The sequence below is a fragment of the Streptomyces sp. NPDC048521 genome (assembly GCF_043199855.1).
Classification (GTDB): Bacteria; Actinomycetota; Actinomycetes; order Streptomycetales; family Streptomycetaceae; genus Streptomyces.
In genome coordinates, this window is record NZ_JBICWR010000008.1 from 287,517 (window position 1) to 310,669 (window position 23,153).

At 71.7% G+C, this 23,153-nt stretch carries 20 protein-coding genes; 8 read left to right on the top strand and 12 right to left on the bottom strand.

Annotation, left to right across the window (positions count from 1 at the left end):
• The first annotated feature begins 15 nt into the window (after positions 1-15).
• Together ACGFRF_RS21020 and ACGFRF_RS21025 are read left to right on the top strand one after the other, a co-directional pair.
• Positions 16-549 carry an RNA polymerase sigma factor gene (locus ACGFRF_RS21020; RefSeq protein WP_393742012.1) on the top strand — a complete coding sequence of 178 codons (534 nt, stop codon included), beginning with the start codon at positions 16-18 and terminating at the stop codon, positions 547-549.
• A 1-nt stretch (position 550) separates the two neighbouring features.
• Positions 551-1,537 carry a hypothetical protein gene (locus ACGFRF_RS21025; RefSeq protein ID WP_393742014.1) on the top strand — a complete coding sequence of 329 codons (987 nt, stop codon included), beginning with the start codon at positions 551-553 and terminating at the stop codon, positions 1,535-1,537.
• A gap of 102 nt (positions 1,538-1,639) precedes the next feature.
• Here the strand turns inward: ACGFRF_RS21025 and ACGFRF_RS21030 are convergent, their stop codons facing one another.
• Complete coding sequence (locus tag ACGFRF_RS21030; RefSeq protein ID WP_393742016.1) at positions 1,640-4,945, bottom strand: S8 family serine peptidase; 3,306 nt, start codon at positions 4,943-4,945, stop codon at positions 1,640-1,642.
• A gap of 154 nt (positions 4,946-5,099) precedes the next feature.
• On the bottom strand, positions 5,100-5,642 hold the full coding sequence (locus tag ACGFRF_RS21035; protein WP_393742018.1) for a CGNR zinc finger domain-containing protein: 543 nt from the start codon (positions 5,640-5,642) through the stop codon (positions 5,100-5,102).
• A gap of 108 nt (positions 5,643-5,750) precedes the next feature.
• Between ACGFRF_RS21035 and ACGFRF_RS21040 the strand changes: the two genes are divergently transcribed.
• The 5 genes from ACGFRF_RS21040 to ACGFRF_RS21060 all read left to right on the top strand — a co-directional run bounded on the left by ACGFRF_RS21040 (position 5,751) and on the right by ACGFRF_RS21060 (position 9,507).
• Positions 5,751-6,197: a VOC family protein gene (locus ACGFRF_RS21040; protein WP_393742020.1), complete on the top strand. Its 447-nt coding sequence runs from the start codon at positions 5,751-5,753 to the stop codon at positions 6,195-6,197.
• A gap of 2 nt (positions 6,198-6,199) precedes the next feature.
• On the top strand, positions 6,200-7,105 hold the full coding sequence (locus tag ACGFRF_RS21045) for a pyridoxamine 5'-phosphate oxidase family protein (RefSeq protein ID WP_393742022.1): 906 nt from the start codon (positions 6,200-6,202) through the stop codon (positions 7,103-7,105).
• Positions 7,090-7,536 (top strand): NUDIX hydrolase, encoded by a 447-nt coding sequence (locus tag ACGFRF_RS21050; RefSeq protein ID WP_393742024.1) that lies wholly within the window; start codon positions 7,090-7,092, stop codon positions 7,534-7,536. The genes ACGFRF_RS21045 and ACGFRF_RS21050 overlap by 16 nt, the downstream gene beginning before the upstream one ends.
• Before the next feature lie 276 nt (positions 7,537-7,812).
• Positions 7,813-8,970 carry a serine hydrolase domain-containing protein gene (locus tag ACGFRF_RS21055; RefSeq protein ID WP_393742026.1) on the top strand — a complete coding sequence of 386 codons (1,158 nt, stop codon included), beginning with the start codon at positions 7,813-7,815 and terminating at the stop codon, positions 8,968-8,970.
• Positions 8,971-9,003: 33 nt separating this feature from the next.
• A complete protein-coding gene (locus ACGFRF_RS21060; protein ID WP_393742028.1) occupies positions 9,004-9,507 on the top strand; it encodes a DinB family protein in 504 nt (167 codons plus the stop codon).
• A gap of 90 nt (positions 9,508-9,597) precedes the next feature.
• Here the strand turns inward: ACGFRF_RS21060 and ACGFRF_RS21065 are convergent, their stop codons facing one another.
• Both ACGFRF_RS21065 and pepN read right to left on the bottom strand, forming a co-directional pair.
• Positions 9,598-10,647, bottom strand: a complete 1,050-nt coding sequence (locus ACGFRF_RS21065) for a hypothetical protein (protein ID WP_393742030.1) — start codon at positions 10,645-10,647, stop codon at positions 9,598-9,600.
• Between the two features lie 207 nt (positions 10,648-10,854).
• Positions 10,855-13,437 carry an aminopeptidase N gene (gene pepN, locus ACGFRF_RS21070; RefSeq protein ID WP_393742032.1) on the bottom strand — a complete coding sequence of 861 codons (2,583 nt, stop codon included), beginning with the start codon at positions 13,435-13,437 and terminating at the stop codon, positions 10,855-10,857.
• A gap of 140 nt (positions 13,438-13,577) precedes the next feature.
• Between pepN and ACGFRF_RS21075 the strand changes: the two genes are divergently transcribed.
• Complete coding sequence (locus tag ACGFRF_RS21075) at positions 13,578-14,240, top strand: DsbA family protein (protein WP_393742034.1); 663 nt, start codon at positions 13,578-13,580, stop codon at positions 14,238-14,240.
• Positions 14,241-14,355: 115 nt separating this feature from the next.
• On the opposite strand, the gene ACGFRF_RS21080 is transcribed toward ACGFRF_RS21075, so the two are convergent.
• From ACGFRF_RS21080 to ACGFRF_RS21115, 8 genes are all read right to left on the bottom strand, one after another.
• Positions 14,356-15,003, bottom strand: a complete 648-nt coding sequence (locus ACGFRF_RS21080) for a superoxide dismutase (protein WP_393742036.1) — start codon at positions 15,001-15,003, stop codon at positions 14,356-14,358.
• 128 nt (positions 15,004-15,131) lie between these two features.
• Positions 15,132-16,517 carry an amino acid permease gene (locus tag ACGFRF_RS21085; protein ID WP_393742038.1) on the bottom strand — a complete coding sequence of 462 codons (1,386 nt, stop codon included), beginning with the start codon at positions 16,515-16,517 and terminating at the stop codon, positions 15,132-15,134.
• A 121-nt stretch (positions 16,518-16,638) separates the two neighbouring features.
• Positions 16,639-17,535: a TauD/TfdA dioxygenase family protein gene (locus ACGFRF_RS21090; protein WP_393742040.1), complete on the bottom strand. Its 897-nt coding sequence runs from the start codon at positions 17,533-17,535 to the stop codon at positions 16,639-16,641.
• Between the two features lie 14 nt (positions 17,536-17,549).
• Entirely contained in the window at positions 17,550-18,887 is a 1,338-nt protein-coding gene (locus ACGFRF_RS21095) for an LLM class flavin-dependent oxidoreductase (protein WP_393742042.1), read from the bottom strand.
• Positions 18,884-19,615, bottom strand: a complete 732-nt coding sequence (locus tag ACGFRF_RS21100) for an ABC transporter ATP-binding protein (protein ID WP_393742044.1) — start codon at positions 19,613-19,615, stop codon at positions 18,884-18,886. The genes ACGFRF_RS21095 and ACGFRF_RS21100 overlap by 4 nt, the downstream gene beginning before the upstream one ends.
• On the bottom strand, positions 19,591-20,439 hold the full coding sequence (locus ACGFRF_RS21105; RefSeq protein ID WP_393742046.1) for an ABC transporter permease: 849 nt from the start codon (positions 20,437-20,439) through the stop codon (positions 19,591-19,593). The genes ACGFRF_RS21100 and ACGFRF_RS21105 overlap by 25 nt, the downstream gene beginning before the upstream one ends.
• Positions 20,436-21,479 (bottom strand): ABC transporter substrate-binding protein, encoded by a 1,044-nt coding sequence (locus tag ACGFRF_RS21110; RefSeq protein WP_393742048.1) that lies wholly within the window; start codon positions 21,477-21,479, stop codon positions 20,436-20,438. The genes ACGFRF_RS21105 and ACGFRF_RS21110 overlap by 4 nt, the downstream gene beginning before the upstream one ends.
• Positions 21,480-21,685: 206 nt before the next feature.
• Positions 21,686-22,885 carry an ROK family protein gene (locus ACGFRF_RS21115; RefSeq protein WP_393742050.1) on the bottom strand — a complete coding sequence of 400 codons (1,200 nt, stop codon included), beginning with the start codon at positions 22,883-22,885 and terminating at the stop codon, positions 21,686-21,688.
• Positions 22,886-23,153: the final 268 nt, after the last annotated feature.

Genomic DNA, 23,153 nt, shown 5'->3' on the forward strand with positions numbered 1-23,153 from the left:
AGGAGAGGGGTGGCTGTGCTGCGCGGAAAAGCCCGCCGCGGCCAGGGGGGAGACCAGGGTGTCGACGATCCGCTGGACGCGGCCCAGGAGCGCCGGGTGCGGGCGGTGCTCGCGCTCGGCGGGGTGCCGCAGACGGACCTGATGGACGGCGTTCAGCAGGTACGGCTGCGATTGCTGGAGCGGGCGGCGAGCGGGCGCGAGGCGCCGCGTGACGTGTCCGCGTGGGCGGCGGTGGTCGCCTCCAACCTCGCCATGGACTGGCACCGGGCCAAGCGGCGCCAGGAACGGCTGGGGGAGCGGCTGGCCGCGCTGCACGAGCCCGTGCACCCCTCCGGTGAGGAGACCAGTCTGCTCTCCCTCGCCGTCGCCCGGGGCCTGGACGAACTGCCCGCCGCCCAGCGGCAGGTGCTCGTCCTGCGGTTCTTCGCCGACCTGCCGGTCCGGGGCATCGCCACGGAACTGGGCATACCCGAGGGCACGGTCAAGAGCAGGCTGCACACGGCGGTCCGCGCGCTGCGCGAGCGGCTGCACGAGGACGAGGTGGTGTGACGTGACCGCCGAACACGAGAGCGCGGACGGGGCGGCCGGCGACGGCATGGACGCGCTGATGGCCGCGATCACCGGGGAACCCCTGCCGCGGGACGCCCGCCAGGACCCGGCGTTCCTCGCCGCGCACCGGGCGGCCGCGGCCGACGTGGCGGTGCTGAAGGAGCAGCTCACCTGGCTGGCGGAGGCGCTGACCGGGGAGGGGCAGGCGCTGCCGCAGGAGCGGCAGGCACCGGCCGGGAAGGCCGCACGCCCGGCGGCAGCGGGCCGGCCCGCCCCGGACGCACCGGCGCACCAGGAACCCGCGGTCCCGCCGCCGGGCCGGCCCGCCCCGGACGCACCGGCGCACCAGGAACCCGCGGTCCCGCCGCCTCCCGCGAAGCGCCCCGCGGCCGGCCGCCCCCGCAGCGTCACGCGTCCCGCCGACCCGTCCCGGCCGCGGCGCCCCGGCCGCCCGTCAGGACCCCGCCGGGCGCTGCGCATCGCGCTCGGCTCGCTCGCCGGAGCCGCGGCCTTCTCCCTGGTCGCCGGGTTCGGCTGGCTCCTGACGCACTCCGGGGGCGACGGGATGATGAGCGGCGCCGACGACAAGGGCGCGAAGAGTGCCGCCGACGGCTCCGCCGAGGCGTCCGGCGACGGCGGGCGGCCGTCGGACCGCGTCCGCGAACTGGCCTGCTCCCGGCTGGTCGTCGAGGGCACCGTGGCGAAGGTGGCACGGCAGCAAGGCTCCCCCTGGAGCCGGGTCACGCTGACCGTGATCCGCTCCTACGAGCCCGCGCAGGGACCGGCCGAGGTGGGCTTCCTGCTCGACGGCGACGCGAAGCCGGCCCCGCGCACCGGACAGCACGTGCTCGTCCAGGTCGGTCAGGGGCAGCGGACGGCGAGCCTGTGGGCCGTCGGCGACGCCCGCGTGGCCGCCGAGCGTGCCTGGATCACCGAGGCTCTGCCCGAGTCCCGGCACACGACGTGTCCCTCCGGCGAGGCGTCCTGAGCCGAGCGAGAAGCAAGGAGCCAAGAAGCAAGGAGCCAAGAGCGCACAAGAAAGGGGCGGGCGTCCACCAGGACGCCCGCCCCTCCCGATCGGATCACTCCGTTACGGCGTGACCTTCTCGATCTTCACGCTGCCGGTGCCCGCGACCGTGCCGCGCGCGTTCACCAGCTGGACCTGCCCGAAGAACTCGCGGCCGGCGGGAGCCTCGGCGGCGGCCGTGACCTGGCCGGTCACCGTGGCCGAGTCGCCCGTGCCGAGCTTGACCGGGGCCGAGCCGTCGACGGTGACGGTGCCGAGCGTGGAGGAGAAGAACACGTCCCGGTAGTCGTAGTCGGTCGAGCCGGACGGCACCGAGTAGCCCACGACCTCGATGGTGTAGGTGCCGGCGGCCGGGGACGGCACGGAGACCGCCTCCTCGGAGTCGCCGTCCGCGGACTGCGCGACCTGCGCGCCGCTCGCGTCGTACACCGTCAGGTCGAGGTCGGCCGCCGCGTCGGAGACGCCGCCGATCGCCACGTCCAGGGACTTGGCGCCGGCCGGGACCTGCACCGTGGTGGTCTGCGTCTCGCCCTCCTCGATCGACGGGCGGGCCGTCTTGGAGGAGCCGAGCGGGCCGCCGACCAGCTTGCCGTCGAGGGCGGCGAACGTGTTGGTCACCTTCCAGGAGGCGGTGGCCGGGGTGCCGACCTCGGCCTCGGGGACGGTCACAGTCTCGGGGTCGAAGGTGGCGCCGAGTACGGTGACGTCCAGCTTGTACGGGTTGTCGAGCAGCGGCGACGTACGACGGGACTCGACCTCGACCTCCCAGACGCCGGCCTGCGGGTCGGCGTACGAGCGGACGTCCGGCTTGCAGCCGTTGCCGTCGAGGTAGTTGTTGTAGCAGTACGGGGTGCTGGTGTTGTCGACCGGAGTGCCGTACGGGTGGATGGCGATGAACCGGGTCTGGCTCTTGTCCTTCAGCCCGCCGATCGCGACCTCCAGCGACCTGGCGCCCTCGGGCACGGTCAGGAAGTACGACCGCGTGCTGTTGCGCTGCACCGAACCCGACGCCGAGTAGGTGAAGCGGACGGGGGCGGAGACCACGACGGTGGTGAGGATCTGCTTGTCGACCCCCTCCGTCCTCGGGTCGTCGACCTCCAGGATCGCGCTCTTGATGCCCGCCGACTCCGGCGCCGCCTGCACCTTCACCGTCACCGGCCGGTTCAGCGGCAGCCGCACGTCGTCGTCGCCGACGATCCGGAAGGTGCGGCCGGCGTTGTTCGCGAAGTGCAGTTCGTGCCGGACGTCCTTGTCCGGTCCGGAGGTACGGGTGACGGTCACCTCGTACGTCTTCTTCTGACCCGCCTTCAGGCCGCCCTCGCGGTCGTACAGGCCGGTGCCGAAGCCCGGGGTCTTCAGGGCGTAGTCGATCGCGGTGTCGACCGGGGCCTTGACGGTGTACTCGTGGGCGGAGGCGCCGTCACGGATGGCGTCCCACGCGTCCACGATGTCGATCAGGCCCGCGCCCTCCTCGTACGCCTGCACGCCCTTGATGTGGTCGGCGGTCGAGGTCAGCGCCGTGCGCAGCTTGGCGGGCGTGAGGTCGATGTCCTTCTGCTCGGCGGCGGACAGCAGCAGCGCGGAGGCACCGGCGGCCTGCGGGGAGGCCATCGAGGTGCCCTGGAGCATCGAGTAGCCGGCCGGCAGCGAGTAGCCCGCCTCGGTGACCGGGGAGCCGGGCAGCCAGGTCTGGGTGGTGTTGATCGCGGCGCCGGGCGCGCTCAGGGTCGGGGTGAAGCCGCCGTCCTCACGCGGGCCGCGCGAGGAGAAGGGCATCATCGCGTACTTCTGCTCCACGGCCGAGCCGTAGTCGGCGGCCCAGGTCTCCTTGGAGACGGTCGCGCCGACCGAGATCACCTTGTCGGCGAGTCCGGGGTCGCCGATGGTGTTGGCGCCGGGGCCGGAGTTGCCCGCGGAGATCACCAGCTGGACGCCGTAGGTGTCGATGAGCCGGGTGTACAGCTCGGCACGCGCGTTGTTGCCGTCGTTGAGCGCCGGCAGGCCGCCGATCGACATGTTGACGATGTCGACGCCGCGGTTGGTGACGAGGTCGATCATGCCCTCGGTGAGGGCGACGTTGGTGCAGCCGCCGGTCCAGGTGCAGGCCCGTGAGGAGACGAGCTTCGCGCCCGGGGCCGCGCCGTTCATCTTCCCGCCGAACAGTCCGTTGGCGGCGGTGATGCCGGCGACGTGGGTGCCGTGCTCGGACTCGATGACGCCGATGTTGACGAAGTCGGCCTTCTTGCCGACCCAGTCGCCGCCGTACGGGTCGGTCGGGACGTCCTTGCGGATCTGGACGACGAACGGCTGCCGCTCGGCGACGTCGGTCTTCGGGTCGTCGGTGCCGAACCAGCCGACCTGGTGGCCGTCCTTGTACGGCTTCAGCGGCGTGTCGTCGGTGAAGTCGAAGTCGTTGTCCAGGTCGACGCGGACGGTGCCGGCGGCCGGGTCGTAGAGGACGCCCCAGGCGTCGGTGGTGTCGCCGTCGCGGTTGGCGTCGCCCTTGGCGTCGCCGCCGGCGGTCGCGGACTCGCGGAACAGGTTCACCTGGTAATCGCCGGCCGGGGCCTTCCAGGTGGCGCCGCCGTAGCTGAACGACGGGCCGCTGACCGGGTTGGTCATCCGGCGCCAGGTGCCGTCGCCGTCCAGGATCGGGTCCGTCGCGGTGACCCAGTCGACGATCTTCCGCTCGCCGGTGGTGGTCTTCTGCAGCGCGGGGTGGCCGAGGTCGACGCCGGAGTCGAGGATGCCGATGGTGATGCCGCGGCCGTCCGCCTTCGGGTGGTCCTCGACGAAGTCGACGGCACCGGTCTCGAAGGAGGGGTTGTACGGGTTCTTGGCCGGAGTGTTCCTGTTCGGACCGGAGTACCCGCCCGTCGCGGTGCGGGAGCCGGCGGCGGTGTCCGCGTCCGGCGCCGGGTCGTCGAGCGGGATCTCCCGCCTGAGGTCGATGGCGTGCACCGAGGAGAGCCCCGCGGCGGCCTCGATGGCGGCGTCCGCCTTGCCGGTGGGGACGGTGGCGCGGACGTAGCCGACCTCGTCGTAGCTGCGGCCCACCGAGCCGCCCTTGACCGCGTCCAGCTTCTGGGCGACCTGCTCGGTCTGTCCCGGGGCCGTCGCGATCATCATGGTGATGTTCTTCGCGCCGTCGGCCTTGGCGTCGGCGAGCGCGTCGGCGTCGTCCGAACCCAGCTTGTCGTGGGCGGACTTGACGCCGGGGTCGGCGGCCGGGGCGGACGGCGCGTGCGCGGCGAACGCCAGGGGTATCGGCCCCGCCGCGGAGAGGGCGGCCACCACGCCGACGGCCACGGCTATGCGGGCCAGGCGTCTCGGACCGGGTATGGGATCACGCTCGGGCGTGTGGGTCATCGGCATCCCTCAGGTAAAGGAACGAGCGGACGAGAGCGCTCAGCTTTACGGAAGTGACCGGATTTTGGGGACCGTTGACCGAATCGATATGGAGGTATGGGGAAAACCCGCGATGGGATGTGAGCGGATCGGACGCTGATAGACCGGTATTTGCTCAGTTGTCCTTCGAACGCGCGTAATGGCGGGACGCCTTCGCGCGGTTGCCGCACGCGGCCATCGAGCACCAGCGGCGGGTGCCGTTGCGGGACGTGTCGAAGAAGTACAGGATGCAGCTGCCGCCGGAGCAGGTGCGGATCCGCTCCGGCGCCCGGCCGAGCAGGTCCAGGTAGTCACGGGCGGCGAGCCAGGCCGGCCCCCACGACGGGTCGGCGAACTCGGGCTCCTCGGCGGGGCCCTCGGCGGTCAGCCGGGCCCGGATGCGCCCGTGCTCCAGTACGGCGTCCACGAGCGGCGCCGCCTGTTCCGGCGACCCGTCCACGGCCGCCTTGACCGCCTCCCGGGCCTCCCGCAGATGGCGCAGCACGTCCGCGTCGGCCGGGTACGCCCCCGCCAGCCCGTTGCTCGCGAGCCACACCGCAAGCCCCTCCGTGTCGGCGAGCAGGTCCTGGGTGACGCCCTCCAGGTTCCACCGGGTGTTGAGCAGGTCGAGTGCGAGGGGCTCACCGGTGAGCGGGCGGGGATCGCGGACGGCGGACATCGGGCACTCCTTCTCGGCTAACCGGTCAAGAGTACGTGACCGGTTGACGTCTCCAGTCTAACCTTCTAACGTCATTTACGACGGTTAGATACCTCGAAGGGGAGAACCATGACCTTGCGCACCGGCCACACCGGCCTCAACGTCACCGACCTCGACCGCTCGCTCGCCTTCTACCGGGACGTCCTGGGCTTCGCGCTGCTGGCCGAGGGCAAGGAGGACGACCGCAGGTACGCCTTCCTCGGGGACGGAGGCGACCGGCCGGTCCTCACCCTGTGGCAGCAGGCGGGGGGCCCGTACGAGGGCGGCCGGGCCGGACTGCACCACCTGGCCTTCACGGCGGAGTCGGTGGACCGGGTCCGGGAGTACGAGTCGGCGCTCAGGGCCGCCGGTGTGCAGTTCGCCCACGAAGGGATCGTGGCCCACCGGGAGGGCTCGGCCTCGGGCGGGATCTTCTTCCACGACCCGGACGGCACCCGCCTGGAGATCTCCGTGCCCGAGGGCGTCCAGGGCGCCCCCGCACCCCACGCCGCCGCCCCGACCTGCGGTTTCTTCTAGCCGTGAGCGTGTATCACGCCGGCTCGCGTGCCGTGCAGGACCTGGTCGGCGTCCGGGACCGCGCCGACCACGTCGGCCGCTCCCTCGGCCAGGACATCAAGCCGGTCGCGGCGGCCTTCCTGGAGCTGCAACCGCTGCTGGTCGTGGGCGCGGCCGACCCCCGCACCGGCCGGGTGTGGGCCTCGCCGATCGCGGGCACCCCCGGTTTCGTCCGGGCCACCGGACCACGGCAGGTGTCCGTCGCGGGAGGGCCACCCCCGACCGACCCGCTCGCGGCGGCCCTGACCGCACCGGGCACCCCCGTCGGCACCATCGCCCTCGACCCGCGCACCCGCCGCCGGATGCGTCTCAACGGCCGGCTGCGGCCCACGGCAAAGGGCTTCGCAGTCGAGGCCGACCAGGTGTTCTCCAACTGCCCGAAGCACATCCAGCGCCGGGAGGCGTACGAGAGGGTGCCGGGCCGCCGACCGGGCACGCCCTCCTCGGGCGCCCGACTGGACGCCGGGCAGGCCCGGTTCGTCGCGGCGGCCGACACCTTCTTCCTGGCCACCGTGCACGCCCGGGGCGCCGATGTCAGCCACCGGGGTGGCGACCCCGGCTTCGTCCGGGTCGTCTCACCGCACGAACTGAGCTGGCCGGACTACCCCGGCAACGCCATGTTCCTCACCTTGGGCAACCTGCGCGCCGACCCGCGCGCCGGACTGCTCTTCCTGGACTGGGCGACCGGCACCACCCTCCAACTCACCGGCGAGGCGCACACCGAGTTCACCGCCGACGGCGAGCGGACCGTCCGCTTCGTCGTCGCGGAGGCCGTGCAGACACCGGCGGCCCTGCCGCTGCGCTGGTCCGCACCGGAGTACTCACCGGCCAACCCGAGCGTTAACGTCAGTGGATGCGACGGAAGTTGAGGGTGGCGGCCTACGCCGTGTGCGTCCGTGACGGACAGATCCTGCTCGCCCGCTCACCGGGACCCGACGGCACGCCCGAGTGGGTACTGCCCGGCGGCGGCATGGAGCACGGCGAGGACCCGTACGACACCGTCCGCCGTGAACTCGCCGAGGAGACCGGCTACCGCATCGAGGTGACCGGTCTCCTCGGCATCGACTCCTCCCGCCGTGTCTTCCTCGGCGGGCGCCCACGCCGCCGCACCGACCACCACGGCGTCCGCATCCTCTACGAGGGCGAGGTCACCGGCGGCGAGCTCCGCTACGAGGTCGGCGGTTCCACCGACTTCGCCGCCTGGCACGACCTGGACGCCGTGGCCGGGCTCACCCGGGTGCGGCTGGTCGACGTGGGGCTGCGGCTGTGGCGGGAACGGCCGGCGCCGGGACATCTGTGACTCCAGGACCGTCCCCTGCCCGAGCAGACGCCGCCGCAGAACCCTCGATGCGTTCGTGGAGCGCGCACACCCTCGTCGAGTCCGCCGCCCCGCACCGACTTCGCCGACCTCTCCGAGACCGGCCTGGCCGCGCGGGCACGGCGGCCGACCGGAACACGGAGCTGGTACGAAGGAAGGGCTGAAATTCACTCAACCGGCCCACACTCAGGCAACCGTCGCGCAACGCCCTCGGGTCCCCTACCCCGACCGCACCGCACACCACAGGTTGGGGAAGGCATGCGCGTACGCACGACTCTGGTGGGCACCACCGCCCTGCTCCTCTCGGCGGCCCTCGCCGGCCCGGCCGTCGCGGCGACCGGACCCGGCGCCGGCGCCGGCCACGGCCACGGCGCCACCCGCGAGGCCGTCGAGGCGGCGGTCCGGGCCGGCGTGCCCGGGGTGACCGCCACCGCAAAGGACGCCCAGGGCACCTGGTCCACGACGGCGGGCACCGGCGACCTCCGCACCGGTGCACCCCGCTCGGCCGCCGACCGCTACCGCGTCGGCAGCATCACCAAGACCTTCGTCGCGACCGTCCTGCTCCAGCTGGAGGCGGAGGGCCGGCTCTCCCTGGACGACACGGTCGACACGTGGCTGCCCGGGGTCGTGCGCGGCCACGGCCACGACGGGCGCCGCATCACCGTCCGCCGGCTCCTCGACCACACCAGCGGCGTCTACAGCTACACCGCCGACGAGGGCTTCGCCCGCAGGTACTTCCTCAAGGACGGGTTCTTCCAGCACCGCTACGACACGCTCACCCCGGGCGACCTGGTGGCGATCGCCCTGAAGCACGAGCCGGACTTCGCGCCGGGCACGTCCTGGAGCTACTCCAACACCAACTACGTCCTGGCCGGCATGGTGATCGAGAAGGTGACGGGCCACTCGTACGCCACCGAGATCCGGCACCGGATCATCGACCCCCTGCACCTGACGGCGACCTCCGTTCCCGGGGCGAAGGTCACCGTCCCGCGCCCCAGCAGCCGCGCCTACTCCAAGCTCACCGAGTCGGCGACGGGGCGCACGTACGACGTCACGACCCTCAACCCCTCCCTCGCCTCCGCCGCCGGCGAGATGATCTCGGATTCCGCGGACCTCGACCGCTTCTACAGCGCCCTGCTGCGCGGAAAACTGCTGCCGGCCGCGCAGCTGAAGGAGATGAAGACCACCGTGAAGGTCGACGGTGCGCCGAACACCGGCTACGGCCTCGGCCTCATGGACCGCACGCTGACCTGCGGCGTTCACATCTGGGGCCATGACGGAGGCATCCACGGCTCCGTGTCCTCGGCGGTGACGACGGCCGACGGCCGTCATTCCCTCGCGGCCAATTTCAACGGTGACTGGGCGGGGGACATGGACGCGGTGCTCGAAGCGGAGTTCTGCCGGCAATTCGGTTGACGGTGGGTACGCGATGAAGGAGTGTCCTCGGCGATGACGAGAACCGACACGCCTCCCTCCTGGGACGAGCGCACCCAGCTGACCACCTTCCTCGACTACGCCCGGGCCACCGCCCGCGCCAAGTGCGAGGGTGTCTCGCCGGAGGACGCCCGCCGGGCGCCGCTGCCCGGTTCCCCGCTCATGACCCTGTGCGGTCTCGTCAACCACCTGCGCTGGGTGGAGTACTACTGGTTCCAGGTGGCCTTCCTCGGCGAGGAGGACCAGGGGCCGTGGACCGACGAGGACCCCGACCGGGAGATGCGGATCGCGGTCGACATCCCGCTGGAGCAGGTGCTCGCCGCGTACGAGGAACAGAGCGCCCGCTACCGTGAACTGGTCGCCGCCACCGACCTGGACACGCCGGCGAAGCAGCCGATGCGCGACGGCCGGCGGCCCGACCTGCGCTGGGTGCTGCTGCACCTGATCGAGGAGACCTCCCGGCACAACGGGCACATCGACGTCGTACGGGAACTGGTCGACGGGACCACGGGCAGCTAGCGCACCCGAAGAAGAGGGGCCACCGGGTCGATCCCGGTGGCCCCTCCTCTCCCCTCCTGGTGGTCCCCCTGCCGCTCTCCCGGTCCGTCACTACCGGGGCAGCACCACGACATACGCGGCCGGGTCGCGGTCGCCGGACGCCATCAGCGCCGTCCGCACCACCGCCGCCTGCTGCTCCGTCGCGTCCCTGAGCTTCCTCGGCGTGATGTACACGACCGTGATCCCCAGGCGCTCCAGGTGCTCGCGCTTGCGGGCGTACTCCGACCACAAGGCGTCGTCGTCCTGACGGTGGCCTTGCCGAGGTGCACGCGTGTCGAGTTCGACGGCGACCGCCTGGTCCGGCCAGTAGGCGTCCAGGCCGCCGAGGTGCGGGCCGCCGGGCAGGCGCAGGTCGACGTTCCAGACCGGGTCGGGCAGACCGTACTCGTGGACCATCCGGTAGAGGCGGTCCTCGGCGATCGAGCGGCCCTCCGCCAGCAGCGAGTCCACCGCGTCCACCACGTGCGGCCGGTTCAGCAGCTTCGCCTGGGTCAACTCCTTGACGACCGCGGCCGGTTCGCAGTGGCCGCCGCGTACCGCCTCCAGCAGCAGCCGCCGTACCGCCTGCGCGTCCTTCAGTTCCGCCACCGCGTCGGCCAGCGCCCGCGGCACCGGCGCCACCGGCAGGCCCGTCACCACCCGCGGCGTGGGCAGGGCCGGGGCGCGCAGGACGCGGACGTACCCCGTGGAGCGCAGCCGGCGCAGGCGCGGGACCAGGACGTCGACGTGGTCCAGGGAGAGCAGCGGCGGGGTGGCGGAGAAGCCGTACAGGGTGAGAGCCGCGAGGCCCGTGATCATCGCCTCCGTGTACAGCGGCCGGTGCGGGCTCTGGGCGGTCGGCTGGGCCGGGACGCCCGGCGTCGACTCGCGGGCCGCGTACAGCAGGGCCCCGTGCAGCCGCTCCTCGCTCGTCGGCGGGCCGGGGTGCAGCAGGACCACGTTCGGGAGCAGCTGACGCCAGGGGCCGTCGGGGCGGCACTGCTCGGTCAGCGCGGCCGCGGTCACACCGTGGGCGCGCAGCTGGGCCGCCGTCAGGACGCGGCGGTGGACCTCGGAGAGGTGCCGGAGGGGGCGGGGGGAGAGGGGGGTGTTGTGCGTCATGGCCTCGAGATTCCCGTACCCGGTCCCGCCCGTAACCGCTGTTACAGGGTCGTCGAGAAATGCGGATGAGACGGGACTAAAGGTCAGGTGTTCGGGTGCCGAACGGGAACGGAAAACCCCTGGTCCAATTGGGTGTGGACCAGGGGTTACGGCTCATCTTGCCCGAATTTCGTAACGGTCACCGACCGGGCAAGCTCAGGCCAAGGCTCACCGGTCGGCGGCCGCCGCGTCGCACTCCTGTGCGCGCAGCGCCCGCGCCAGGTCGTCCCGGGCCTCCAGCACCAGCCGGCGCAGCGCCGGCGCCGCGTCCGGGTGCGCCGCGAGCCAAGCGTCCGTCGCGTCGAGGGTCTCCTGCCGGTCCTGCAAGGACGGGAACAGGCCCCGGACCACGTCCATGCCGATCTGGATCGACCGCTCCCGCCACACCCGCTCGATCGCCGCGAAGTACAACTGCGCGTACGGTGCGGTCAGCTCCCGCTGCGAGGGCCGGCCGAAGCCCGCGATCGTCGCCTCCACCAGCGCGTTCGACAGCGCGTCGGACTCCACGACCTGCGCCCACGCCTGCGCCTTGACCGCCGCCGACGGGCGGGACGCCAGGCAGCGCACCTGGTGCCGCTTGCCGGAGGCCGTGTCGTCCCGGGCCAGCTCGGCCGCCAGCACCGACTCGTCGGCGGCCCCGTGCGCGGCCAGCGGCTCCAGGAACGCCCAGCGCAGCTCCTGGTCCACCTCCAGGCCGTCGATCGAGGTCGTCCCGTCCAGCAGGTCCGTCAGCAGCTTCAGGTCCGGCTCGGCGTAGGCCACGGTCGCGAAGAACCGCGCCCAGGCCAGCTGGTGCTCACTGCCCGGCTCGGCCGCCCGCAGCTCGCGCAGGGCACCCTCGGCGAGCAGCTCCCCGCCGGTCTCCCGCCAGCCCGGCGCCGCGTAGTGCACCAGCGCCGCGTTCGCCCAGGCGTGCAGCATCTGCAGCACACCGATGTCCGACTCGCGGCCCGCGAACCGCAGCACGAGACCGATGAAGTCACGCGCCGGGAGCAGCGCGTCCCGGGTCAGGTTCCACAGCGCCGACCAGCACAGCGCCCGGGCCAGCGGGTCGGTCAGCGCGCCCAGGTGCGCGCGCAGGGTCGCCAGCGACGTCTCGTCGAAGCGGATCTTGCAGTAGGTCAGGTCGTCGTCGTTGACCAGCACCAGCTCCGGCGCCTCGGCGCCCGCCAGCTCCGCCACGACCGTGCGCGGGCCGTGCACGTCCGTCTCGACGCGCGCGTACCGCTCCACCGCACCCTCGGGGGTGCGGCGGTACAGGCCCACCGCGACCCGGTGCGGGCGCAGTTCCGGGTGTGTCTCCGGGGCTTCCTGGACGATCGCCAGCTCGGCGATCCGGCCGCCCTCGGTGTCCAGCAGCACCTGCGGGGTCAGCGAGTTCACCCCGGCCGTCTGCAACCAGGAGGCCGCCCACGCGGTCATGTCCCGGCCACTGGTCTCGGCCAGCACCGACAGCAGGTCGCCGAGGCGCGTGTTGCCGTAGGCGTTGCGCTTGAAGTAGCGGCGGGCGCCCTCCAGGAAGGCCTCCTGGCCGACGTACGCCACCAGCTGCTTGAGCACGGAGGCGCCCTTGGCGTAGGTGATGCCGTCGAAGTTCAGCTTGGCGTCCTCCAGGTCACGGATGTCCGCCGTGATCGGGTGCGTGGACGGCAACTGGTCCGCGCGGTACGCCCAGGCCTTGCGGCGGTTGGCGAAGGTGATCCAGGCGTCGCTGAAGCGGGTCGCGCCGACGTTCGCGAAGGTGCCCATGAAGTCCGCGAAGGACTCCTTCAGCCACAGGTCGTCCCACCACTCCATGGTGACCAGGTCGCCGAACCACATGTGCGCCATCTCGTGCAGGATGACGTTGGCCCGCGCCTCGTACGACGCCTGCGTCACCTTCCCGCGGAAGATGTACTCCTCGCGGAAGGTCACCAGGCCCGGGTTCTCCATCGCGCCCAGGTTGTACTCCGGCACGAACGCCTGGTCGTACTTCCCGAACGGGTACGGGTAGTCGAAGTGGTCGTGGAAGAAGTCCAGGCCCTGCTTGGTGACCAGGAAGACGTCGTCGGCGTCGAAGTGCGGGGCGAGACCCTTGCGGCACATGGCGCCCAGCGGGATCTCCAGCTTCGTCCCGTCCTCGAACGTGCGGGAGTAGGTGTCCGTCACGTAGTGGTACGGGCCCGCCACCACGCACGTGATGTACGTCGAGATCGGTTTGGTCTCCGCGAACCGCCAGACGCCGTCGGCGCGTTCGCCCGCGCCGTTGCTCCACACCGTCCAGCCCTCGGGCGCCTGGACCTCGAAGCGGTAGGGGGCCTTGAGGTCCGGCTGCTCGAAGCCGGCGAAGACGCGGCGGGCGTCGGCCGGCTCGTACTGCGTGTAGAGGTAGACCTCGCCGTCCTCGGGGTCGACGAAGCGGTGCAGGCCCTCGCCGGTGCGCGAGTAGGCGCACTGGGCGTCGACCACCAGCTCGTTCTCGGCGGCCAGGTCCTCCAGCGCGATCCGCGAGCCGTCGAAGACCTCGCTCGGGTCCAGGTCCTTGCCGTTGAGCGAGACGGCGGTCACGCTCGGCGCGATCAGGTCGGCGAAGCTCGACGCGCCCGGTTCGTTGCAGCGGAAGCGGACGGTGGTCACCGAGCGGAAGGTGCGCGGCTCGCCGTGCCCGTCGCCGACGGCGGACCTGAGGTCAAGGGACACGTCGTACCCGTCGACGGACAGCAGTGCGGCCCGCTCCCGGGCCTCGTCGCGGGACAGATTCTCACCGGGCACGGGCGGCACTCCCTCGTGGTCGCGTGAATGGTGGCTGAACAGGACCGATCCTGCCATGTGCACCTGACGCGGGGCAGCAGGGAATGTGGCTCGCGACGACGTCGTTGACCGCTCAAAAGACCGTTTCGCTGAGGAGAACCATGTCCGAGACCGCGACCTCGCCCGGCAAGACCCCCGTCGACTTCTGGTTCGACCCGCTGTGCCCGTGGGCCTGGATGACCTCCCGGTGGGTGCTGGAGGTGGAGAAGGTCCGCGACATCGAGGTCCGCTGGCACCTCATGAGCCTCGCCGTCCTCAACGAGAACCGGCTGGACGAGCTGCCCGAGGAGTACCGGGAGATGCTCGCCACCAAGGCCTGGCAGCCGGTGCGTGTGGTCGCCGCGGCCTGGCAGAAGCACGGCGACGACATCCTCGGCCCGCTCTACACCGCGCTCGGCACCCGCATCCACAACAACGGCGAGGGCCCGACCCTGGAGGCGATCGCCGGCGCCCTCGCGGAGGTCGGCCTGCCCGCCGAGCTGATCGAGTACGCCGAGCAGCAGGACTTCGAGTTCGACGCCGAGCTGCGCGCCTCCCACAAGGAGGGCATCGAGAAGGTCGGCCAGGACGTCGGCACCCCGGTCATCGCGGTCCCGGGCCCCGACGGCGAGCAGATCGCCTTCTTCGGCCCGGTCGTCACCCCCGCTCCCAAGGGCGAGGAGGCGGCCCGCCTGTGGGACGGCACGCTCGCCGTGGCCTCGGTCCCGGGCTTCTACGAGATCAAGCGGACCCGCACCCAGGGCCCCGACTTCAGCAACCTGTAGAAGTGTGGAAGACCCCCGCGAGTCACGTCCTCGCGGGGGTCTTCTTTCATCCGCCTGCCGACGTGAAGGGTGAGAAGACGATCACGAGGCAGGACGACTCGAGGGCGCGGAACGCTCAGGGCGCCAGCAGCAGGACGTCCGCGCGGGACTTGGCGGCCTCGTACCGGCGGGCCACGTCCTGCCAGTCGACCACCCGCCACATGGCCTCGACGAAGTCCACCTTCTGGTTGCGGTACTGCAGGTAGAAGGCGTGCTCCCAGGCGTCGAAGACGAGGATCGGGGTCGAGCCCTGGCCGACGTTGCCCTGGTGGTCGTAGACCTGCTCCACGATCAGGCGGCCGCTCAGCGGCTCGTAGGCGAGCACGCCCCAGCCCGACCCCTGGGTGGTGGCCGCGGCCTTGGACAGCTGGGTCCTGAAGGCGGCGAAGGAACCGAAGGACTCCTTGATCGCCTCCGCCAGCTCACCCACGCCGTCGGCCGCCAGCGGCTCGCCGCCGCCGTCCTTCGGGCCGGTCATGTTCTGCCAGTAGATCGAGTGCAGGATGTGCCCGGAGAGATGGAAGGCCAGGTTCTTCTCCAGGCCGTTGACGGAAGCCCAGGTCTCCTTGTCCCGCGCCTCGGCAAGCTGCTCCAGTGTGTCGTTCGCGCCCTTCACATAGGCCGCATGGTGCTTGTCGTGGTGCAGCTCGATGATCTCGGGGCTGATCACGGGCGCGAGCGCGGCGTAGTCGTAGGGCAGCTCGGGCAACGTGTAGACGGGCATGGGTGATCCCCTCCGGAACCTTATTGCAAGTTACTTGCAACTACACGCTAGCAACAAGAGCGTTGGAGCAACAGAAAGGCCCCCACGTGTCGTTCGTGGGGGCCTCGCCGGGTGCCGGTGGGCGGACGTCAGCGCCGGGCGCGCGCCCGTTGCCATGCGTAGCCGATCGCCGCCAGGGCCAGGGTCATGCCGCCCGTCGAGTACAGCTGGAGGCGGGTGTCCGGCTCGCGGGCCATGAGGACGAAGATCGCCGCCATGCCGGCCAGGGCGATCCAGGTCAGCCACGGGAAGGCCCACATGCGGACCACGAGCTTCTCGGGGGCCTCGCGCTCGATCCGGCGGCGCAGCAGCAGCTGGGAGACGGCGATGAAGATCCAGACGACCAGGATGACCGCGCCGATCATGTTCAGCAGCCAGGAGAAGACGTCGTTCGGACGCCAGTAGCTGAGCAGCACGCAGAGGAAGCCGAAGAAGCAGGAGGTGAGGACCGCGATCCGCGGGACCCCGCCGGAGAGCCTCGCCAGCGCCTTCGGGCCCTGGCCGCGCGCCACCAGCGAGTAGGCGATGCGCGAGGAGCCGTAGATGTTGGCGTTCATCGCGGACAGCAGCGCCACCAGCACGACCACGTTCATCACCTGGCCCGCGCCGGGGATGCCCAGGTGGTCGAGCGTGGCGACGTACGGGCCCTTCTCCACGACCTCCTCGGAGTCCCACGGGACCAGGGTGACCACGACCGCCATGGAGCCGATGTAGAAGAGGGCGATGCGCCACATCGCCGTGCGGACGGCGGACGCCACGCCCCGCACAGGGTCCTCCGACTCGGCCGCCGCGATGGTGACCGTCTCCAGGCCGCCGTAGGCGAAGACGGAGGCCAGCAGGCCGACGATCAGGCCGTTGCTGCCGTGCGGGAGGAAGTCCGTCAGGTTCGAGGCGCCGGGGGAGTCGGTGCCGGGCAGGACGCCGGCGACGGCCAGCCCGCCCAGGATCAGGAACAGGCTGATCGCGCCGACCTTCAGCGCGGCGAACCAGAACTCGAACTCGCCGAAGTTCTTCACGGCGGCCAGGTTCGTCCCGCAGAACACGACCATGAACAGCGCGACCCAGACCCACTCGGGTGTGCCGGGCAGCCAGCCGGAGACGATGTGCGCGGCGCCGATGCCCTCCAGCCCGACCGCCGTGCACAGCAGGACCCAGAAGGACCAGCCGGCCGCGAAGCCGGCCCAGGGGCCGATCGCCCGCTCGGCGTGGGCGGAGAAGGAGCCCGAGGACGGGTAGGCGGCGGACATCTCGCCGAGCATCCGCATCACCAGCATCACGAGGATGCCGGAGACGGTGTAGGCGACGACGATGGACGGACCGGCGGCGGCGATGCCCGCACCGGAACCGACGAACAGGCCCGCGCCGATCACGCCGCCGAGGGCGATCATCGACAGGTGACGCTGCTTGAGGCCGTGGGAGAGGGAGGCGCCGTCGCGCTGCTGCGGCGGCGCCCCGGTCTTCGTGCTGCTGGGCATAAGCGCGGCTCGTCCAGTGCAATAGAAGGGCAAAATCGCCCACAGTCTGGGCGGCCCGTCCGCTCTCGCGAAGGGGCCGCCCACCATCCGGACACCGGCTGTACGGAGGGTGAAGTTCCGGTTACGCGGCCGCGAGCACCGGTGTGTAGTGCGAGGCGTCCCCCTCGATCGAGTAGCTCTCCTTGCCCTCGATGCCGACCGGGACGTCACCGGCGACGGTCACCCGGTGCAGGCGGCGCGGCTGCCCGTCGTAGTTGTCGACGGCGTAGTGCTGGGTGATGCGGTTGTCGAAGAGGACCAGCTGATTCTCCGACCAGCGCCAGCGCAGCACGTTCTCCGGACGGGTGACGTACGCCTGGAACAGCTCGAGGACCTTGCGGGACTCGCCGGTCGACAGGCCCACGATCCGCTGCGCGAAACCGCCGATGAACAACCCGCGCTCGCCGGTCAGCGGGTGGACGCGGACCACCGGGTGGGCGGTGCGGTACGTGCGGGAGGTGAACTGGGCGCGCTGGGCGGCCCTCTCCTCGTCGATGTCCTCGTCCGGCACCGCGTAGTCGTAGTCGTTGGTGTGCTCGGCCCACAGGGTGTCGGCGAAGCGGCGCAACGGCTCGGGCAGGTCGCGGTAGGCGCCCGCCGCGTCGGCGATCAGGGTCTCGCCGCCGTACGGCGGGATCGTGATCGAGCGCAGGGTGCTGGCCTGCGGCGGGTTGAGGACGAAGGTGACGTCGGTGTGCCAGTGGTTGGCGCGGCCCCGCTCGCTGTCCACGGGCAGCACGTTCGGGGCGCCCTCGACGGCGCCGACCGTCGGGTGGGCGGTGGTCAGGTCGCCGAAGTGGCGGGCGAAGGCCTGCTGGCCCTCGTCGTCCAGGTTCACGTCGTCGAAGACGAGCGCCTTGTGGACGTTCAGGGCCTCGCGGATCGCGGTGACCTGCTTCTCGTCCAGCGGGCGGGAGATGTCGACGCCGGAGACCCGGGCGCCGATGCGTGCGGTGACCTTGGTGATCTCGAGGGACATGGGTGAGCGTCCTTTCACACGAGGGTGGGCGTGAGGTACTGGTTGGCGGGGCGGGGCAGCCCGTAGCGCTCCCGCAGGGTCTGGCGGGGGCCGTACGCGCTGCGGAGCAGGCCGCGGGCGCGCAGGAGCGGTACGACGTGCTCGACGAAGGCGTCCAGGCCGGAGGGCAGCACGGCGGGCATGATGTTGAAGCCGTCGGCGGCGCCCTGCGTGAACCACGCCTCGATCTGGCCGGCGACCTGCTCGGGCGTCCCGGCGAAGGTGAGGTGCCCGCGCCCGCCGCCGAGCCGGCCGATCAGCTGCCGGACGGTGAGCCGCTCGCGCCGGGCCAGCTCGACCACGAGGGTGTAGCGGCTCTTGGCGCCCTCGATGGCGGACTCGGGCGGGAGATCGTCGGGCAGTCGCCGGTCCAGGTCGAGGGTGCCGGGCTCCAGGTGCAGCAGGTTCTCCAGCCGGGCCCGGCCGTGCTCGTGGACGATGTGGTCCTCCAGCACCTGCTCGGCGGCCCGCGCCTCGGCCTGCGTCGACCCGAGGACCGGGACGATGCCGGGCAGCACCTTGATGTGCTCGGGGTCCCGTCCGGCCCGGGCGGTACGGGACTTGAGGTCGGCGTAGAAGGCCTGCGCGTCGGCGAGGGTCTGCTGGGCGGTGAACACCGCCTCCGCGTACCGGGCGGCGAACGCCTTGCCGTCCTCCGACGAACCGGCCTGGACCAGGAGCGGATAGCCCTGCGGGGTGCGGGGCACGTTGAGGGCTCCGGCGACGCTGAAGTACCTCCCCCGGTGCCGGGGCGGGTGGATCTTGCTGTCGTCGCCCCAGACGCCGGCCGCCTTGTCGGCGACGATCGCGTCGTCCTCCCAGCTGTCCCACAGCTTCAGGGCGACGTCGAGGAACTCGGCGGCACGCGCGTACCGCTCGGCGTGCGCGGGCTCGGCGTCCAGCCCGAAGTTGCGGGCGGCCTCGGCACCCGCGGTGGTGACGATGTTCCAGCCAGCCCGGCCGCCGCTGATGATGTCCAGCGAGGCGAACTTGCGGGCCAGGTTGTAGGGGGAGTTGTAGGAGGTGGAGGCGGTGGCGATCAGGCCGATGTGCTCGGTGGCCGTCGCCAGCGCGGTCAGCAGGGTGAGCGGTTCCAGGGCACCGGCCGGCCGCTGGGCGAGGTTGCTCCACAGCTGGGGGCCGTCGGCGAGGAAGAGCGAGTCGAACGTGCCGCGTTCGGCGATCCGCGCCAGGTTGACGTAGTGGGCCAGGTCGACGTGCGCGTACGGGTCGCTCTCCGGCAGCCGCCACGAGGCCTCGTGGTGACCGGTGTTCATCAGGAACGCGTTGAGGTGGAGCCTTCTGTGTGTCACTGGTCCTCCGTGACCCCGAGGGCGGCCAGCAGCCGCTCGCGGTACTCGCCCAGCAGCGACTCCCGGTAGGAGCGCGGGTGGGGATGGTCGATGGTCAGGTCGAGGCCGATCCGGCCCTGGTCCAGGACGAGGACCCGGTCGGCGAGCACGATCGCCTCGTCCACGTCGTGGGTGACCAGCAGCACGGACGGCCGGTGCCGCGTCCACAGCGCGCGCAGCAGGTGGTGCATCTTGATCCGGGTCAGCGCGTCCAGCGCGCCGAACGGCTCGTCGGCCAGCAGCAGTTCGGGCTCGCGGACCAGGGAGCGGGCCAGTGCCGCCCGCTGGGCCTCGCCACCGGACAGCTCGCCCGGCCAGGCCCGCTCGCGGCCGCCCAGGCCGACCTCCGCCAGCGCGGCCCGGCCGCGCTCCTCGGCGTCCTTGCCGTCCAGGCCGAGCAGGACGTTGTCCAGGACCCGGCGCCAGGGCAGCAGCCGGGAGTCCTGGAACACCACCGAGACCCGCTCGGGCGCGGTGAGCCGCCCGCTCCCGGCCACCCCGTGGTCCAGGCCTGCGACCGCGCGCAGCAGGGTGGACTTGCCGGAGCCGCTGTGCCCGAGCAGGGCCGTGAACTGTCCGGCGGGCAGATCGAGGTCGATGCCGTCGAGGACCGTACGGCCCTCGAAGGACCGGGTCAGGCCGCGGAGCCGGACGGCGGGCCGGGTCAGTTGCTCAGTGTGCGGCGCCACGACAGCACCCTCCGTTCGACGAGACGGACCACGCTGTCGGAGACCAGGCCGAAGACGCCGTAGATCAGCAGGCCGACCAGGATGACGTCGGTCTGGCCGTAGTTCTGCGCCTGGAACATCAGGTAGCCGAGGCCGCTGGTGGCGTTGATCTGTTCCAGGACCACCAGGCCCAGCCAGGAGCCGGTGACGCCGAGCCGGAGGCCCACGAAGAATCCGGGCAGCGCGCCGGGGATCACCACCTGGCGGATGAAGGTGAACCTCGACAGGCCCTGCACCTCGGCGAGTTCGACGAAGCGGCTGTCGATGCCGGACAGCGCGGCATGCGTGTTCAGGTAGATCGGGATGTAGACGACGATCGCGATGATGGCGACCTTGAAGGTCTCCCCGATGCCCAGCCAGAGGATGAACAGCGGGATCAGGCCGAGGGTGGGGATCGCCCGGTTGAGCTGCACGGTTCCGTCGATCAGGGCTTCCCCGGTCCGGCTGAGGCCGGAGGCGAGCGCGAGCAGCACCCCGGCGGTCAGGCCGATCGCGAAGCCGTAGCCGGCCCGCTCCAGGGAGGTCAGCACATCGGTGGGCAGGGTGCCGTCGGTCCACAGATGGCCGGCGGTCCGCAGGACCGTCCAGGGCGCCGGAACGGCAGCCGGGTCGAGCGCTCCGGCGGCCGAGGCGGCGGCCCACAGGGCGAACACCGCCAGCGGGCCGGCCAGCCGGGCGGCGGGTAGCCGCCGGCCGGGGGAGAGGCGGCGGCGCCTGCGGACCTGGGGGCGTTCCCCGGCCGCTGTCACCGCCACCGCGGTCGTCGTCGTGGTCACGGTGGTCACTTCCGGTACTCCTCGGGTACGGCCTGGGCGGCGAGGGACTCGAAGCGGTGATCGAAGAGGGAGGACACGTCGAACTTCTTCACGAAGCCGCCATGGGCGAGCAGATCGGCGGTCTCCTGCTCCCACGCGATCGCCTCGTCCCAGCGAGGCGGGAAGTACGGCTTGTTGGCGAGGGCGGTGATGGACTTCGCCTGCTCGAGGGTGAGGTTCTGCGTCTTGACGTAGAACTCCTCGTCCCACACGTCCGGGTGCTCGTACACCCACACCTGTCCCTTGGCCCACTGGGGGATGTAGGCGGCGATCGCGGCGGCCTTCGCCGGGTCGTTCAGCACGGACTGCGGCGCCCACAGCAGGTTGAGCAGGTCGACGACGTCCGTCTTGATGACATGGGCGCCCTTGCTCTCGTACTGCTTCAGGTACGCCGGCACCTGGCTGTTGGCGAGCGGGGCGATGTCCACCTGCCCGGACTGCAGGGCGGTCAGGAACTGGTTGCTGGTCAGCGGGACCAGCTTGACGTCGTCGTAGGCCAGGCCGGCCCGCTTCAGCGCCCGCAGCAGGACGACCCCCTGGGCCTGCCCCTGGGAGAAGGCGAGCCGCTTGCCCCGGAAGTCAGCGACCGTCCGGATGTCGCTGCCGGGCCGGGTGGCGAAGAGGTAGTTGGGCTTACGGGTGATGCCGATCGCGACGATCTTCGCGTCGAAGCCCTGGTAGTGCGCCTGGATCGGCGGGATGCCCGCGTTGTTGGCGAGGTCCAGGGACTGGGAGCGGAAGGCGTTGATCACGTCCGGGCCCGCCCCGATGTTCACCCAATCGGACACCGTGAAGGGCAGCTTGGGCAGTTTCGCCAGCTTGAGCTGCAGCTGCTGCGCGTTCTGGTACGAGGCGATCTTCAGACGCGTACCGGCCGGGACCTTGTCGGCGAGCGGTTTGCCGGCGGCGGCCCTGGTGTCGGCTGAGGCGTCGCCCTTGGCGCAGCCGCTGAGGCCCGCGACGGCGGCGGACGCGCCGGCCAGGGAGGTGAGAAAGGCACGACGGTGCATGGGAGAACTCCCAGGAGAAAAAGAGGGGAAAGGCAGGAAGAATTCCGGTCGGGCGGGCCGGACGAAGGGAAACTCACACAGCGGGAAACACGCGCTTCATGCGCGGCAATATGTCAGCAACAGAGGGTGCGACAGCTGGTGAGTGCGTCCATGACCAGGATGTTCCCGGTCATGGACGACCCCTGTCAACATTCCGAGTTTCTGAATTAAATAGCCTCAGGTGACGCACCCAGCGGATCCCGGAACAACACGTCGAGCACCACGGATCCGCCCGCCAGCGCCAGTACGGAATCCGGGAAACTCGTCGGTAGCACGGCCGCCGCACGGCGGTGTCCGGCCGCTTCCCGCAACGCGTTCAGGCAGTCCTCGAAGTGGAGGACGCCCAGCTCGGTCACCACGACGGTCTCCGGGTTCAGCACGTCCAGCAGCAGCCCGGCCGCCCTCCCGGTCATCCGGGCCCGGTCCACCAGCAGCCGCCGCGCCACCGTGTCCCCGGCCGCCGCGGCGGCCACCAGGTCCCTCGGATCCGCCGAGTCGATCACCCCGGCCGCCCGGGCCCGCCGGCCCAGCGTCCGCTCGCTCAACTCCACCTGGAGGCAGCCGGTACGGCCGCACGCGCACGGCTCGGTGCCGCCCGGCACCGGCAGATGGGCGATCGCCCCGGCCGCCGAACGCGGCCCGTGGTGCACCTCGTCATTGGTCGCGAAGGCCGCGTCGACCACGTTGCCCACGAACAGGTGCAGCACGCTGCGGCTGCCCCGGGCCCGCCCGAACAGCCGCTCCCCGTGCACCAACGCCCGTGCGTGGCCGTCCACATGGACCGGCAGACCCGTGCGGGCGCCGAGCAGCTCCCGCACCGGCACCTCCCGCCAGCCCAGCAACTCGTGCTCCACCACGGTGCCCGTCTCCCGGTCCACCCAGCCGCCGACCGCCACCCCGACCCCCAGCGGGCGACGGCCCGGCACCGCGGCGAACAGTCCCGCGAGCCCCTCGGCGGCCCGCGCCAGCACCCAGCCCGGATCGGTCCGCTCGTGCTTCAGCTCCCGCCGCGCCACCACCCGGCCCCGCAGATCCAGCAGCGCGACCGTGGTGTACGGCACGGCCACATGCACCCCGGCCACCAGGAACCGCGTGTCGTCCAGGTCGACGGGCACGTGCGGGCGGCCCACCCCGTTGGAGCGGCGGGGCGCGGCCGACTCCCGGATCAGGCCCAGGTCGGCGAGCCGGGCACAGTGCTCGGTCACCGACGCCGGGGACAGTCCGGTCAGCCGGGCGATGGTGCTGCGCGCCACCGGCCCGTGCTCCAGCACGGAGCGCAGCACGATGCTGGCACTGGTGCGCCGCCGGTCGCTGTCGGCGGCACGCGGAACGGGGGAGAGCAGGGTGGGGACCGCGGTACGGGGCATGGAGAACCGTCCTCGGGAACGGGGCCGACACGTCTCAAAGACTCGGAAAGGCGAGGCGTGCCGAGGGCCCGCCCCTACCCCGGGCGGCGACAGGTGGCCGTGCCCTGGCGTCGCAGGTCGACATAGCGACGCGACGTGAAGTACCGGGCCTGGGCAACCATGCGCTCGAAGCTAGCAAAGCGCCCCCGCGCTGCCCAGACGGCGACCGACGGGCGAGACGGGCACCCACGGGGCTTTGGCGGGACCCTACAGAGGTCTCCACGAACGC